Source organism: Pseudomonas sp. BN607, from assembly GCF_029871175.1.
Classification (GTDB): Bacteria; Pseudomonadota; Gammaproteobacteria; order Pseudomonadales; family Pseudomonadaceae; genus Aquipseudomonas.
This window is the reverse complement of sequence record NZ_SSOE01000056.1, coordinates 210,705-224,270: the sequence shown is the minus strand read 5'-3', so window position 1 is coordinate 224,270 and position 13,566 is coordinate 210,705. Positions and strand designations below refer to the sequence as shown.

15 protein-coding genes are annotated in these 13,566 nt (G+C 63.0%); 11 read left to right on the top strand and 4 right to left on the bottom strand.

The genetic code is table 11. The features are described 5' to 3' along the window. Nucleotides 1-64 precede the first annotated feature (64 nt). Genes E8E68_RS14935 through E8E68_RS14915 form a run of 5 tightly spaced genes read left to right on the top strand, consistent with a single transcriptional unit; the run spans nucleotide 65 to nucleotide 3,852 of the window. A complete protein-coding gene (locus tag E8E68_RS14935; RefSeq protein ID WP_280342521.1) occupies nucleotides 65-1,144 on the top strand; it encodes a serine hydrolase in 1,080 nt (359 codons plus the stop codon). After that, a complete protein-coding gene (locus E8E68_RS14930) occupies nucleotides 1,141-1,437 on the top strand; it encodes an amidase (protein ID WP_266031842.1) in 297 nt (98 codons plus the stop codon). Before E8E68_RS14935 ends, E8E68_RS14930 begins: the two co-directional genes overlap by 4 nt. Before the next feature lie 44 nt (nucleotides 1,438-1,481). Further along, nucleotides 1,482-2,063 carry a YceI family protein gene (locus tag E8E68_RS14925; RefSeq protein ID WP_266031841.1) on the top strand — a complete coding sequence of 194 codons (582 nt, stop codon included), beginning with the start codon at nucleotides 1,482-1,484 and terminating at the stop codon, nucleotides 2,061-2,063. A 1-nt stretch (nucleotide 2,064) separates the two neighbouring features. Continuing rightward, complete coding sequence (locus E8E68_RS14920; RefSeq protein WP_110742654.1) at nucleotides 2,065-3,222, top strand: phosphatidylserine/phosphatidylglycerophosphate/cardiolipin synthase family protein; 1,158 nt, start codon at nucleotides 2,065-2,067, stop codon at nucleotides 3,220-3,222. Nucleotides 3,223-3,273: 51 nt separating this feature from the next. Next, on the top strand, nucleotides 3,274-3,852 hold the full coding sequence (locus E8E68_RS14915; RefSeq protein WP_266031840.1) for a DJ-1/PfpI family protein: 579 nt from the start codon (nucleotides 3,274-3,276) through the stop codon (nucleotides 3,850-3,852). Nucleotides 3,853-3,958: 106 nt separating this feature from the next. Here E8E68_RS14915 and E8E68_RS14910 read toward each other — a convergent pair whose 3' ends face one another. Further along, a complete protein-coding gene (locus tag E8E68_RS14910) occupies nucleotides 3,959-4,357 on the bottom strand; it encodes a nuclear transport factor 2 family protein (protein ID WP_280342517.1) in 399 nt (132 codons plus the stop codon). 115 nt (nucleotides 4,358-4,472) lie between these two features. On the opposite strand from E8E68_RS14910, the gene E8E68_RS14905 reads away from it, so the two are divergent. Further along, on the top strand, nucleotides 4,473-5,063 hold the full coding sequence (locus tag E8E68_RS14905; RefSeq protein ID WP_266031838.1) for a GNAT family N-acetyltransferase: 591 nt from the start codon (nucleotides 4,473-4,475) through the stop codon (nucleotides 5,061-5,063). Next, the gene (locus E8E68_RS14900) at nucleotides 5,060-5,932 is read left to right on the top strand and encodes a carbon-nitrogen hydrolase family protein (RefSeq protein WP_110742658.1); all 873 of its coding nucleotides are present in this window, start codon (nucleotides 5,060-5,062) and stop codon (nucleotides 5,930-5,932) included. Before E8E68_RS14905 ends, E8E68_RS14900 begins: the two co-directional genes overlap by 4 nt. 120 nt (nucleotides 5,933-6,052) lie before the next feature. Here E8E68_RS14900 and E8E68_RS14895 read toward each other — a convergent pair whose 3' ends face one another. Continuing rightward, nucleotides 6,053-7,576 (bottom strand): fumarate hydratase, encoded by a 1,524-nt coding sequence (locus tag E8E68_RS14895; RefSeq protein ID WP_280342512.1) that lies wholly within the window; start codon nucleotides 7,574-7,576, stop codon nucleotides 6,053-6,055. Nucleotides 7,577-7,855: 279 nt separating this feature from the next. Here E8E68_RS14895 and E8E68_RS14890 point away from each other — a divergent pair, with 279 nt between their 5' ends. After that, nucleotides 7,856-8,776 (top strand): iron-sulfur-binding ferredoxin reductase, encoded by a 921-nt coding sequence (locus tag E8E68_RS14890; protein ID WP_280342509.1) that lies wholly within the window; start codon nucleotides 7,856-7,858, stop codon nucleotides 8,774-8,776. Between the two features lie 123 nt (nucleotides 8,777-8,899). Here the strand turns inward: E8E68_RS14890 and pyk are convergent, their stop codons facing one another. Further along, complete coding sequence (gene pyk / locus E8E68_RS14885; RefSeq protein ID WP_110742660.1) at nucleotides 8,900-10,354, bottom strand: pyruvate kinase; 1,455 nt, start codon at nucleotides 10,352-10,354, stop codon at nucleotides 8,900-8,902. A gap of 179 nt (nucleotides 10,355-10,533) precedes the next feature. Here pyk and E8E68_RS14880 point away from each other — a divergent pair, with 179 nt between their 5' ends. The 3 genes from E8E68_RS14880 (at nucleotide 10,534) to sbcB (ending at nucleotide 12,895) form a co-directional block, all read left to right on the top strand. Next, entirely contained in the window at nucleotides 10,534-10,920 is a 387-nt protein-coding gene (locus tag E8E68_RS14880) for a tetratricopeptide repeat protein (RefSeq protein ID WP_110742661.1), read from the top strand. Nucleotides 10,921-11,043: 123 nt separating this feature from the next. Then, entirely contained in the window at nucleotides 11,044-11,403 is a 360-nt protein-coding gene (locus E8E68_RS14875; RefSeq protein WP_110742662.1) for a PilZ domain-containing protein, read from the top strand. 58 nt (nucleotides 11,404-11,461) lie between these two features. Further along, nucleotides 11,462-12,895 (top strand): exodeoxyribonuclease I, encoded by a 1,434-nt coding sequence (gene sbcB / locus E8E68_RS14870; RefSeq protein WP_280342503.1) that lies wholly within the window; start codon nucleotides 11,462-11,464, stop codon nucleotides 12,893-12,895. Nucleotides 12,896-12,965: 70 nt separating this feature from the next. Here sbcB and mvaT read toward each other — a convergent pair whose 3' ends face one another. After that, nucleotides 12,966-13,343: a histone-like nucleoid-structuring protein MvaT gene (mvaT, locus tag E8E68_RS14865; RefSeq protein WP_110742664.1), complete on the bottom strand. Its 378-nt coding sequence runs from the start codon at nucleotides 13,341-13,343 to the stop codon at nucleotides 12,966-12,968. Between the last annotated feature and the right edge of the window lie 223 nt (nucleotides 13,344-13,566).

Below are 13,566 nucleotides of genomic sequence, written 5' to 3'. Positions count from 1 at the left end.
TGATAGTTTGCTGTGATTCGATGAACCCCGGGGTCGCAAAGCGGCCCCAAAGAAGGCGAACACGATGAAGGCACTCCTGCTGACACTGGCGCTGGTTACGGGGTGCGCCTGGGCAGAAGATTGGCCCCAGCCGGACTGGCTGATCGACCCTGCCAGCCTCGACTTTCAAGCCGTTGACGCCTACGCGTTCCCCGCAACTTCCGTGCCTGAGCGCAAAGGCATCCGTACCGACGCCCTGTTGATCATCCGCGACGGCCGTATTCTCCACGAACGCTACAGCGCCCCCAGCAGCGCTGCCACCGCGCACCTCACCTGGTCGATCAGCAAGAGCGTGTTGGCCACGCTGCTGGGCGTGGCTCAGGGCCAGGGCCGGTTCCAGCTGCAAGACCCGGTCAGCCGCTTCTACCCGGCCATGCGCACCCACCCGGACATACGCATGGTCGACCTGCTGCACTGGGCCAGTGGCTTGAGTTGGCAGGAAGACTACGAGTATGCCCCGCTCAAGTCTTCGGTGGTGGCCATGCTGTATACCCGCGGCCGCGAGGACATGGCCGCCTACACCGCTGCGCGGGGTACGGCGGCCAGCCCCGGTCAGCGCTTCCTCTATTCCAGCGGCGACAGCAACCTGCTGGCCGCCGCACTGCGCGGCATGCTCGACGCCGGGCAGTATGCTGACTACCCCTGGCAGGCGTTGTTCCACCCACTGGGTATCGACAGTGCCGTGTGGGAGCGTGACCGGGCAGGCACCTATGTCGGTTCTTCCTACCTGTACCTCACCGCCCGCGACCTGGCGCGCATTGGCTTGCTGATGCAGCGCGACGGGCGCTGGCAGGGCCAACAACTGTTGCCCCGGGCTTGGGTGGCCTTCAACCGTACAGCCTTTGCCCAGGCCGAAGCGCTGCCCGGCGAGGCCAACCCCGGCGGCCACTGGTGGCTCAACCAACCGCTGACCGGCGCCGATCGGCCTTGGCCGAGTGCGCCCGCCGATACCTTCGCCGCCCTGGGTCATTGGGGCCAGGCGCTATATGTGCTGCCTTCGCAGAAGCTGGTTATCGTGCGTTACGGCGATGACCGTGACGGCAGCTACCGTCATGACGAACTGCTGAAGCGGGTGTTGGCGGCGTTACCCAAGGAGGGTGCATGAGGCGTGCGCTGTTGCTGGCCATGCTCGCCTTGCTCGGCTGGGCGTGGCTGGAGCGCCAGGCGCTGGCAGACTTCCCGGGCATTCTCTCGGCTTACTCGGCCAAGGAGTACTGCTCGTGCCGCTTCGTCATGGGCTTCGACGAGGCGTACTGCCGGGGCTACGTGAAGCAATGGCTGCCGTTGCGCCGGCTGGAGGAAAACAGCCTGCAGCGTCTGGTTACCGCCGAGGGCCTTGGCCAGCGCAACCAGGCTGCCTGGCAAGGCCCTCGCGAGGGCTGCCGCTTGCTGCCGTGAAGGTGGGCGGGTAAGGTTGGCGGCTTGGTTTCACGAGATCAGTCATGTTCAAGTTGCCCCGCCTGCTACCCGCCCTGTTGCTGGCTTTGTGCCTGCCCGCCCATGCCAACTGGCATCTTGATGGCGAGTCTTCGCGCCTGTCGTTCGTGACCGGCAAGAACGGTGATACCGCCGAAGTCCATCGTTTTCTGGTGTTGCACGGCAGTGTCGATCGCAAGGGCACGGCCGGGCTGCGGATCGAGATGGATTCGGTCAGCAGTGGTATTCCGCTGCGCGATGAGCAGATGCGCGACAGCCTGTTCGAGGTCGAGCGTTTTGCCGAGGCGACCGTGCGGGCGCACATCGACCTGCGGCCGATCAACGACCTGGCCGACGGCGCGCAGATCGAGTTGCGCCTGCCGTTGACAGTTACCCTGCATGGCCAATCGCACAGCTACAATGCGCTGTTGCTGGCCACCCGTCTGGATGCGCGGCGGTTCCAGGTGGTGACACTTGAGCCACTGGTGCTGCGTGCCGAGGATTTCGGCCTGCTGCCGGGGCTGGAAAGCCTGCGTAAATTCGCCAAGCTCAAATCCATCAACCCGTCGGTACCGGTCAATGCGGTGCTGATCTTCACCGCTCGCTGACATGCCGGGGCCGGTCTTCCCCTGGCGGGATGGCAACCAGTTCGAACTGCTGATCGACGGACCCGAGTTCTTTCCGCGGATGCTCACGGCGATTGTGCGCGCCGAGTTCCAGGTCGATCTGGAGCTGTACCTGGTAGAGGCTGGCGCCTGTGCCGATGCAGTGGTCGAGGCGCTGGAGCAGGCCGCCCGGCGTGGCGTGCGGGTACGCTGCCTGTTCGATGACTATGGTTCGCTGGCGTTCAACAGCAAATTGCGCCAGCGCCTGCTGGACGCGGGCGTGTACCTGCGCTGGTACAACCGCCTGCGCTGGAAGCGCGGGTTGCGCAACCTGTACCGCGATCACCGCAAGTTGTTGCTGGTGGATGAGCGCTGGGCCGTGGTGGGCGGGACAGGGGTTACCGACGAGTTCTGGACGCCGGGTGAGCCGAGCAGCGACTGGCACGAGGTCATGGTGCAGATGCAAGGCCCGGTGGTGACTGACTGGCAACTGCTGTTCGACCGCCAGTGGCAGGCAAACAACCGCCGCACCGCCTGGCGCCCGGCCGAGGGCTTTGGCTTGCCGCGCCTGCCCAAGGTACCGGCGCAGGGGCAGGGCATGGGCCGGGTAGCCTATGCCGACGCCCGTCAGCATCAGGACATCCTGCATGCGCTGGTACGGGCGCTGAACAGTGGCAAGCAGCGGGTTTGGCTGGCAACGCCATACTTCTTGCCCACCTGGAGCGTACGCCGCTCGTTACGCCGTGCGGCCAGCAAAGGGCTTGACGTGCGGTTGTTGCTGACCGGCCCACGCACCGACCACCCTTCGGTGCGGTATGCCGGGCACCGTTACTATCCGCGCCTGCTGCGCGCCGGGGTGCGGATATTCGAATACCAGCCGTGCTTCCTGCACCTGAAAATGGCGGTGGTGGACGACTGGGTGAGTGTGGGGTCGTGCAACTTCGACCACTGGAACCTGCGCTTCAATCTTGAGGCCAACATCGAGGCACTGGACCCGCCTTTGACGGCCGCCGTGGTCGCCAGCTTCGAGCGCGACTTTGCCCTGAGCGAGGAAATCGACCTGGCTCACTGGCATGCCCGGCCGTTGTGGCGGCGGGTGAAGCAGCGGGTGTGGGGCTGGCTCGATCGCCTGGTGGTGAACTTGCTCGACCGTCGCGACTGAGAGCGGCTATCGTGCAGTGACTGTCCCAAGGCAATCGAAGGAGTGGGTGCGATGACGGCTAAGAAGATTTTGATGCTGGTTGGCGATTACGTCGAGGATTACGAAGCGATGGTGCCCTTCCAGGCGCTGAGCATGGTCGGCCACACGGTGCATGCAGTGTGCCCTGAGAAGCTGGCGGGGCAGACCGTGCGCACCGCGATTCACGATTTCGAGGGTGAGCAGACCTACAGCGAAAAGCCTGGGCACAACTTTGCCCTGAACTATGACTTTGTGCGGGTGCGGCCCGAGGGTTACGACGCACTGCTGATCCCGGGTGGCCGCGCGCCGGAGTACCTGCGCCTGGATGAGAAGGTCCTGGAGCTGGTGCGGGCATTCGACCAGGCCGGCAAGCCGATTGCGGCGGTGTGCCATGGCGCACAACTGCTGGCGGCGGCTGGCGTGCTGGAGGGGCGCGAATGCAGTGCGTACCCGGCGTGTGCACCGGAGGTACGCCTGGCGGGCGGCACGTTCATCGATATTGCGGTGGACCAGGCGCATGTGGATGGCAACCTGGTCACCGCGCCGGCCTGGCCGGCTCACCCTGCCTGGCTGGCGGCATTCCTGAAGGTGCTGGGCACCCGCATCGCCTGACAGGGCCTCTTCGCGGGTACATCACACTTCTCAGGTTCAGTGGGTCCCTGTGGGAGCGGGTTTACCCGCGAAGAGGCCAGTGCAGCCAACACGGCTCAAACAGGCTTCAGGCTACCTGCTCAACCCAGTCAGTGAGGTTGTAGTAGTTGGTCACCCGGGCAATCTTGCCGCAGTGGATATAGAAGAATGCCCCCGCCGGCAGCACGTAGGTCTGCCCGTTGGCCGCCGGCAGCCCTTCGTCATCGGCCAGGTATTCACCCTGCACCGTGAATTCTGCCGCTGCACGGCTGCCGTCGGCGTTCTGCATCACCACGATATCGGCCAGGCGCTCGCGGTAGCAGCGGTTCATCTTGTCCATGAACGCGGCGAACCTGGCCTTGCCCATCTGCCGCTCGCCCTGGTTGATATCGTGGATCACGTCCTCGCTGAGCAGCGCCATGAAGGCCTGCATGTCGCCAGCGTTGAAGGCGGCGTAGTAAGCATTTACCAGTTCGGTAGCGGTCATGGAACAATACCTGTCGTGTAGGGAAAAGGCGGGTCGTTGCGACGGATGATAGGGTTTCCCCTCAAGCCCGGCTTAGCCGAGCGCGTCATCCACATCGACAAAACGACCGCCAAGCATGGAAATACGCCTGTTGCACGGCGCCGCTATCGCGCCTTACATCGATGACCTCGCTCGCCTGCGCCTCAGTGTGTTCCGCGAGTTCCCCTACCTTTACGACGGCACCCCGGAGTACGAAGCTGATTACCTCGCCAGCTACGCCCGTTCCGGGCGCAGCCTGGTGGTGCTGGCACTGGATGACGGCGAGGTGGTCGGCGCCTCCACCGGCCTGCCGCTGGTGGACGTAGCGCCTGAATTCCAGCAGCCCTTCGTGGCTCAGGGGCGCGACCCGGCCAGCGTTTACTACTTCGGTGAGTCCCTGGTACTGCCGGCATACCGCGGCCAGGGCCTGGGGGTGCGGTTCTTCATCGAACGCGAATCCTACGCGCACAAACTGGCCGAGTTCGACTACTGCGCGTTCTGCGCGGTCGAGCGGCCGGGTGTGCACCCACGCCGGCCCGCCGATTACAAGCCTTTGCATGGCTTCTGGCGCAACCGCGGCTTCCTGCACGACCCATCGCTGCGTACCCGTTATGCCTGGCGCGACATTGACGAAGCAGAAAGCTCCGACAAGCTGATGTCGTTCTGGCTCAAGGAACTGCCGATATGATCCGCCTGGCGGCCTGCCAGTATGCCGTCGAGCTGCATGAAACCTGGGAGTCTTACGCCGACCACCTGCAAGGCCTGTGCGCTGAAGCCGTGGAGGCGGGTGCCCGCTTGCTGCTGTTGCCGGAGTACGCCGGGCTGGTGCTCAGCGGCCAGTTGAGCGTTGAACTGCGCGGTGACCTGCAGGCGTCGATTGCCGGTATCCAGCCGCTGATCGAACCGTGGAAAGCCTTGTGTGAAAGCCTTGCCCGGCGCTGGGGGATCTACCTGCAACCGGGCAGTGTGCCGGTGCTGGACAGCGACGGGCGCTACCGCAACCGGGCCTGGTTGTTCGGGCCCAAGGGTATGCTGGGTTACCAGGACAAACTGATGATGACCCGCTTCGAGCGGGAACAGTGGGACATCGCGGCGGGCCAGGGACTGCAGGTGTTCGAGACCGAACTGGGCCGCCTGGGGATCCTGATCTGCTATGACAACGAATTCCCGATGCTGGCCCGGCGCCTGGCCGAGGGTGGTGCCGACCTGATCCTGGCGCCGAGTTGTACCGATACCGAGGCCGGCTACCACCGGGTGCGGATTGGCGCTCAGGCACGAGCCCTGGAGAACCAGATTGCTGTGTTGCAGAGCCCTACGGTGGGGGTGGCGCCCTGGTCGCCGGCGTTGGACGAGAATATCGGCCGGGCAGGCTTGTTCGTGCCGCCGGATCACGGCATGCCGGGCGATGGCGTGGTGGCGTTGAGTGAGCAGTTGAACCCGGACTGCAGCCAGTGGCTGGTGTGTGAGGTGGACCTGGAGGAAGTGCGACGGGTGAGGCGGGAGGGGCAGGTGTTTACCTGGCGGGACTGGCCGGAGCAGTTTGAGAGAGTCCTTTAATGACAGTGGCGGCCCCTTCGCGGGCAAGCCCGCTCCAACAAGGACAGCGCAAGCCAGAAGGCTACGCGTTACCTGTGGGAGCGGGCTTGCCCGCGAAGCAGCTGCCGCAGTTACATCAGGTTACTTCACTTCGACGGCCAGGCTTTCGGCAATCTTGCTCTGCCACAGGGCAGGGCCAGTGATGTGCACCGACTCACCATTGCTGTCTACGGCAACAGTCACCGGCATGTCCTTGACCTCGAACTCGTAGATCGCTTCCATGCCCAGCTCGGCGAAGGCCAGGACCTTCGACTTGCGGATGGCCTGGGCCACCAGGTAGGCAGCGCCACCCACGGCCATCAGGTACACGGCCTTGTTGTCCTTGATCGCTTCGGTTGCGGTTGGGCCACGCTCGGACTTGCCGATCATGCCCAGCAGGCCAGTCTGCTCGAGGATCTGGCGAGTGAACTTGTCCATGCGGGTGGCGGTGGTCGGGCCGGCTGGGCCTACCACTTCGTCACCGACCGGGTCGACCGGGCCGACGTAGTAGATGAAGCGGCCTTTCAGGTCCACCGGCAGCGCTTCACCACGGTTGAGCATTTCGACCATGCGCTTGTGCGCGGCATCGCGACCGGTCAGCATCTTGCCGTTGAGCAGGATGGTTTCGCCCGGCTTCCAGCTGGCGACTTCTTCCGGGGTAATGTCGTCGAGGTTGACGCGACGGGCGCTTGGGCCCGCTTCCCAGACGATTTCCGGGTAGGCGTCCAGCGACGGCGCTTCCAGCTCGGCCGGGCCGGAGCCATCGAGCACGAAGTGAGCGTGGCGGGTGGCTGCGCAGTTGGGGATCATGCACACCGGCAGGGAAGCGGCGTGGGTCGGGTAGTCCATGATCTTGACGTCGAGCACGGTGGTCAGGCCACCCAGGCCCTGGGCGCCGATGCCCAGCTGGTTGACCTTCTCGAACAGTTCCAGGCGGATTTCTTCCAGACGGTTCTGCGGGCCACGCGCTTTGAGTTCGTGGATGTCGATGGACTCCATCAACACTTCCTTGGCCATGACCGCGGCCTTCTCGGCGGTACCGCCGATGCCGATGCCGAGCATGCCAGGCGGGCACCAGCCAGCACCCATGGTCGGCACAGTCTTCAGCACCCAGTCGACGATCGAGTCGGACGGGTTGAGCATGGCCATCTTCGACTTGTTCTCCGAGCCGCCGCCCTTGGCTGCGACATCGACCTCGACCTTGTCGCCAGGGACGATGGAGTAGTGGATCACTGCCGGAGTGTTGTCCTTGGTGTTCTTGCGGGCACCTGCCGGGTCGGCCAGGATCGAAGCGCGAAGGACGTTTTCAGGCAGGTTGTAGGCGCGGCGCACACCTTCGTTGATCATGTCGTCGACGCTCAGGGTGGCGCCGTCCCAGCGCACGTCCATGCCCACGCGCACGAACACGGTGACGATACCGGTGTCCTGGCAGATCGGGCGGTGGCCGGTGGCGCACATGCGCGAGTTGATCAGGATCTGGGCGATGGAATCGCGTGCAGCAGGCGACTCCTCACGCAGATAGGCCTCGTGCATGGCCTGGATGAAATCGACGGGGTGGTAGTACGAGATGAATTGCAGGGCGTCGGCGACGCTCTGAATCAGGTCGTCTTGCTTGATCACGGTCATGCAGCGCGCTCCTCTTAAAGACGGGAACATTCATAGAGACGCTCGACGGTGCCGACCAGCATGTCGAAACGCCTTGCAAAGGCGCGCCGGCAGCATGGCCGACGCAAAAGGGCGCGGCAGTATAGCGTGCCTCACGGCGTGAAACACCTGCGAGTGGTCTGGACCATGGTCGGTTGGGGGGCAGGCATCCTTTTTGCTGCTGACACTTGTGACTGGCCTTAAAATCTCTGGTGGCTCTTTTGCGCCCCCAACAACCTGCAGTGGAAGAGATACCTGAACATGCCCGAACTTTGCGTGGGCGAGCGCCGCTGGGCGGTGCCGACCGGCAGCAACCTGCTCGATGCCTTGAACGAGGCCGGGTTGAATGTGCCGTACAGTTGCCGCGCCGGTAGCTGTCATGCCTGCCTGGTGCATTGCCAGGGCGGGCAGCTGCTGGACGCCATGCCCGAGGCCCTGGCCCTGGACAAGCATGCCCAAGGCTGGCGCCTGGCCTGCCAGTGCCGGGTGGTCGAAGACGTGCACGTGGCACTGTTCGACCCTCGGCACGATGGTGTGCCGGCCAAGGTCAGTGCACTGGACTGGTTCGGCGATGTGTTGCGTTTACGTTTACAGCCCACGCGAGCACTGCGTTATCAGGCGGGCCAGCATGTGGTGCTGTGGCTGGGCGAGGTTGCCCGGCCTTATTCCCTGGCCAGCCTGCCGGGTGAGGATGATTACCTTGAGTTTCATATCGATTGCCTGCGCCCGGGTGCCTTTTGTGACAAGGCGCGGGGGTTACAGGTTGGCGATGAGCTGCGCCTGGGTGAGCTGAGGGGCGGAGCCTTGCATTACGACCCGGACTGGCAGGAGCGGCCGCTTTGGTTATTGGCAGCGGGGACCGGGCTGGCGCCGTTGTGGGGCATCTTGCGCGATGCATTGCGCCAGGGGCACCGGGGGGAGATTCGGCTGCTGCATGTAGCGCGGGATCAGGCAGGGCATTATTTGGCGCAGGCGCTGCAGGCGTTGCCCGGGGTGAATGTAGAGCTGGTGCTGGCGGATCAGCTGGATGAAGCGCTTGCCAGCTTGCGCCCGTCGTCACGGCAGACGGTAGCGTTGCTCTGTGGCGCGCCGGGGAGTGTAGAGCGGTTTGCCCGGCGGCTGTTCATTGCCGGGGTGCCGCGGGGGCAGGTGTACGCAGATGTGTTCGTTGAGCATGCCTGAGGCATTGGGGGTGATGAGTCTGGCCTGATCGCCGCCAAGCCAGCCCCACAGGATTGCATCAGGCCTGAGCCTGTGGGAGCTGGCTTGCCGGCGATTGGGCCGCAACGCGGCCCCTCGGCGCTATCAACCGACCAGCGGATCACCGACGTGCAGGATTTTCATGCCGTTGGTGCCACCGATGGTGTGGTAGCTGTCACCCTTGGTCAGGATCACCCAGTCACCTTGCTCCACCAGGCCGCGCTTGAGCAGTTCGTCGACGGCTGCCTGGCTGACCTTGTCGGCCGGCAACGAGGCCGGGTCGAAGGCAATCGGGTAGACGCCACGGAACATGTTGGCACGGGCCTGGGTAGCGCGGTGCGGCGACAAGGCGAAGATCGGCACGTGCGAACGCAGGCGCGACATGATCAACGGGGTGTAGCCGCTTTCGGTCAGTGCGATGATCGCTTTCACGCCCGGGAAGTGGTTGGCGGTGTACATGGCCGCCAGGGCAATGCTCTCGTCGCAGCGCTCGAACGTAGTGTGCAGGCGGTGGCTGGACTTCTGGCTGGTCGGGTGCTTCTCGGCGCCGGAGCAGATACGGGCCATGGCCTGTACGGCTTCGATCGGGTAAGAACCGGCAGCACTCTCGGCCGACAGCATTACCGCGTCGGTGTTGTCCAGCACGGCGTTGGCCACGTCGGACACTTCGGCACGGGTCGGCATCGGGTTCTGGATCATCGACTCCATCATCTGGGTCGCCACGATCACCGCCTTGTTGTTGCGGCGAGCGTGCTGGATGATCTTCTTCTGGATGGCGATCAGCTCGGCGTCGCCGATTTCCACGCCCAGGTCACCACGGGCAACCATGACGGCGTCGGAAGCGAGGATCAGCTTGTCCAGGGTCTCGTCGTCGGCTACCGCTTCGGCGCGTTCGATCTTGGCCACCAGCCAGGCGCTGCCGCCGGACTCGTCACGCAGCTTGCGGGCATATTCCATGTCGCTGGCATCGCGCGGGAAGGATACGGCCAGGTAATCCAGGTCCATTTCCGCCGCCAGCTTGATGTCGGCCTTGTCTTTTTCGGTCAGGGCCGGTGCGGTCAGGCCGCCACCTTTGCGGTTGATGCCTTTGTGGTCCGACAGCGGGCCACCGATGATCACCACGCAGTGCAGGGCGTCTGCGGTGGCAGTCTCGACGCGCATGACCACGCGGCCATCGTCGAGCAGCAGTTCGTCACCGACGCCGCAGTCCTTGACCAGATCGGGGTAGTCGATACCGACGATGTCCTGGTTGCCTTCGGTCAGCGGATGAGCGGTGGAGAAGGTGAACTTGTCACCGATCTTCAGTTCGATGCGCTTGTTGGCGAACTTGGCGATGCGGATCTTGGGACCCTGCAGGTCGCCCAGCAGTGCAACATGGCGGCCGTTCTTGGCGGCGATGTCACGGATCAGGCGCGCGCGGGCCTTGTGCTCGTCCGGAGTGCCGTGGGAGAAGTTCAGGCGTGCCACGTCCAGGCCGGCGAGGATCAGCTGTTCGATCACTTCCGGCGAGTTGCTGGCGGGGCCAAGGGTGGCGACGATTTTGGTACGGCGGATGCTCATGCACAGACTCCTATAGTGAAGCGCAGCGAAAGGCTACTCCTCAATTGCGCTGTAGTCATTGTTCCGTTGCACTACCTGCGACCAAGGCAGGGTGGCATTTGAACGGGCAAGGTATCCTGGCAAAAGGGTGTGAAGATTTGCATGCAAACGCCGATACACTGGTATCAAAGGAGATCCCCATGCGAGCCCTGATCGTTTTAGCCCTGGCCGCCAGCGCTGTCGGCTGCACCCGCTGGTCCATGGACCACCACCTGAACAATGCCTATCGCGCCTACGACCGTGGCGATTGTGCGCGGGTCATGCTTGAGCTGTCGCAAGTCGACCGCACCAGCCGTGCGCGGCCGTTCATCCACCCCGAGGTGTCGCTGCTGCGCGGCCAATGCCTCGAGCGGCAGGCCTTGTACGTTGATGCCGCGCAGACCTACCAGTACTTGATCCAGAAATACCCGGGCAACGAATACGCCTACCGCGCCCAGGCACGCCTGCAGACCCTCGAGAAACTGGGGCATTACCGTCGCGGCGAAGCTGCCGTGGCCAGCCCGGTGACGAGTGCACCTTGGCGTTAATGCCAAGGTGTGATTTATTTCACGGGATTTGCCGCGCGCCCTGCGCTAATCTGTAACTCAGCTGTTACAACAACCGCCAGTACCTTGTATTCCTGGCATCAGGTACGGAATACACTCGCGATCATGTTCAACAAGCGCCACATCGAACGCCATCAGCTGCCTTGCGTCCTCAAGGTGTTCAACCGCTTTACCGGTCAGGAGATCGGCCAGCTGGGCAACGCCTCCGAAGACGGCCTGATGGTCATCAGCCAGTTACCTGTGCTGGTCGGGCCCGACTACGAGCTGCAATTACGCATGCCGTTGGTTGGCGGCGGCCATCAGTTCGTCAACCTTACCGCCAGTTGCCTGTGGTGCAGCGAAGACCAGACGCCAGGGCATTACGATTCGGGCTTCATGCTGCTGCAAGCGCCCCGTGAGTACGATGATTTCGTGCATTCGCTGCGCGACTATTTCAGCTTCCGCCCCGCCAACGCCTCCGTCTGAGCCTTGGTTCGCCAGGAATCGCGCTAGAATCGGGTCGACCTTGATACAGGACGACCCCGTGACCTCCAGCATTTTCTGGCACGACTACGAAACCACCGGCATCAACCCGCGCTGCGACCGGCCGCTGCAGGTGGCCGGCGTGCGCACTGACTTCGACCTCAACGAGATCGATGAGCCGATCAGCCTTTATTGCCGCCCCTCCGACGACATCCTTCCGCACCCGGCGGCGTGCCTGGTGACTGGCATCACTCCGCAACTGTTGGCCGAGCAGGGCCTGTGCGAAGCCGAGTTCATGACCCGGGTGCACGCACAGCTGGCGCAGCCGGGTACCTGTGGCGCTGGCTACAACACGCTGCGCTTCGATGACGAAGTGACGCGCTACAGTCTGTACCGCAACTTTTTTGACCCCTATGCCCGTGAATGGCAGGGCGGCAACAGCCGCTGGGACCTGATTGACATCGTGCGCACCGCCTATGCCTTGCGCCCCGACGGCATTCAATGGCCGCAGCAGGACGGGCGCACCAGCCTGCGCCTGGAATTGCTCAGCAAGGCCAATGGCATTGACCACGGCCATGCCCACGAAGCGCTTTCCGACGTGCGGGCAACCATTGCACTGGCCCGCCTGATCCGCCAGAAGCAGCCCAAGTTGTATGACTGGCTGTTCCAGTTGCGCAGCAAGCACAAAGTGATGGAGCAGATCCGTTTATTGCAGCCACTGGTGCATATTTCCGGGCGCTTTTCAGCAGCACGTAATTACCTGGGTGTCGTATTGCCACTGGCGTGGCACCCCCGCAATCGCAATGCATTGATTGTGTGCGATCTGCATCAGGAAACCCTACCGTTACTGAGGGAAAGTGCCGAAGTTTTGCGCCAGCGTTTGTACACCCGGCATGATGAATTGGCCGACGGGGAATTACCGGTACCGTTGAAACTGGTACAGATCAACCGCTGCCCGGTACTGGCGCCGCTGTCGGTATTACGACCAGCCGATCAACAACGGTTAGGCCTGGACTTGACGTTGTTACAATTGCGTGGCGAACAGTTGGCCAATCAACAGGCGCAATGGCAAGACAAGCTGGAACACATCTACGGCACGGAAGACTTCGCCCCGAGTGAAGATCCTGAACAGCAGTTGTATGACGGTTTTATCGGTGACCGTGACCGCCGTTTGTGCGAGCAAGTTCGGGGCCTGGAACCGGCGCAGTTGAGCCACGGCCACTGGATGTTCGACGACCCGCGATTGCCGGAACTGTTGTTCCGCTATCGGGCGCGCAACTTCCCCGAGACCCTAAGTGGCGAAGAGCGGCAACGCTGGCATGGCTTCTGTCGGCAGCGCCTGAGCGAGCCGCAATGGGGCGCGCCAAACACGCTGGGCGACTTCGAACAGGCGCGCCAGCAAGCCTGGGAGGGCGCCAATGAGGCGGGCCGGCGTGTGCTGGAGGCCTGGCAAGTGCATGCCCGGCAGTTGCAGCAGCAGTTTGCAATTGGCTGAAGGCCAGAAACAACAACGCCGGCAATATGCCGGCGTTGTTGCTGCGATAAGCAAGGGCGTAGGCGGACAATCAGTCCAGCAGGGTAGCCCAGCTTTCAACCACATCACCGCCCCAATTGGCTTTCCACTCTTTCAGGGTCTTGTGGTTGCCGCCTTTGGTTTCGATCACTTCACCGTTGTGCGGGTTCTTGTATTGCTTGACCTTGCGCGCACGCTTGGTGGCAACAGCCTTGACTGCACCACGCGGGCCCTTGCTCAGTTTCGACTCTGGGTCCAGCAGGGCAATCACGTCACGCAGCGACTTGGAGTACTCGCCCATCAGGTTGCGCAGTTTGCCTTCGAACTCCAGTTCTTTCTTCAGCTTGTCATCCTGGGACAGGTTGGCCAGGCGGGCCTGAAGTTCCTTGATGGCTTCTTCGGTAGCGCGGTATTCGTTGATCAGGGACATGGAGTGTTCCTTAATGCGTGTTCGGAAAATGTGTGAGGCAATAATAGACAGGCGATACTCGCAAGTAAACCTAATATTGGCCAGTTAACTGTTAATTAAGCTGTGACAATATTTCTCAGGTGAACAAAAATTTACATAAAGCCCTGTGTTTGGTCATGTCTGTCACACACGGCTACAGTACGTCGCCTTCGCCACTCCGGCCCGGCTGCTGCAATCGATACTG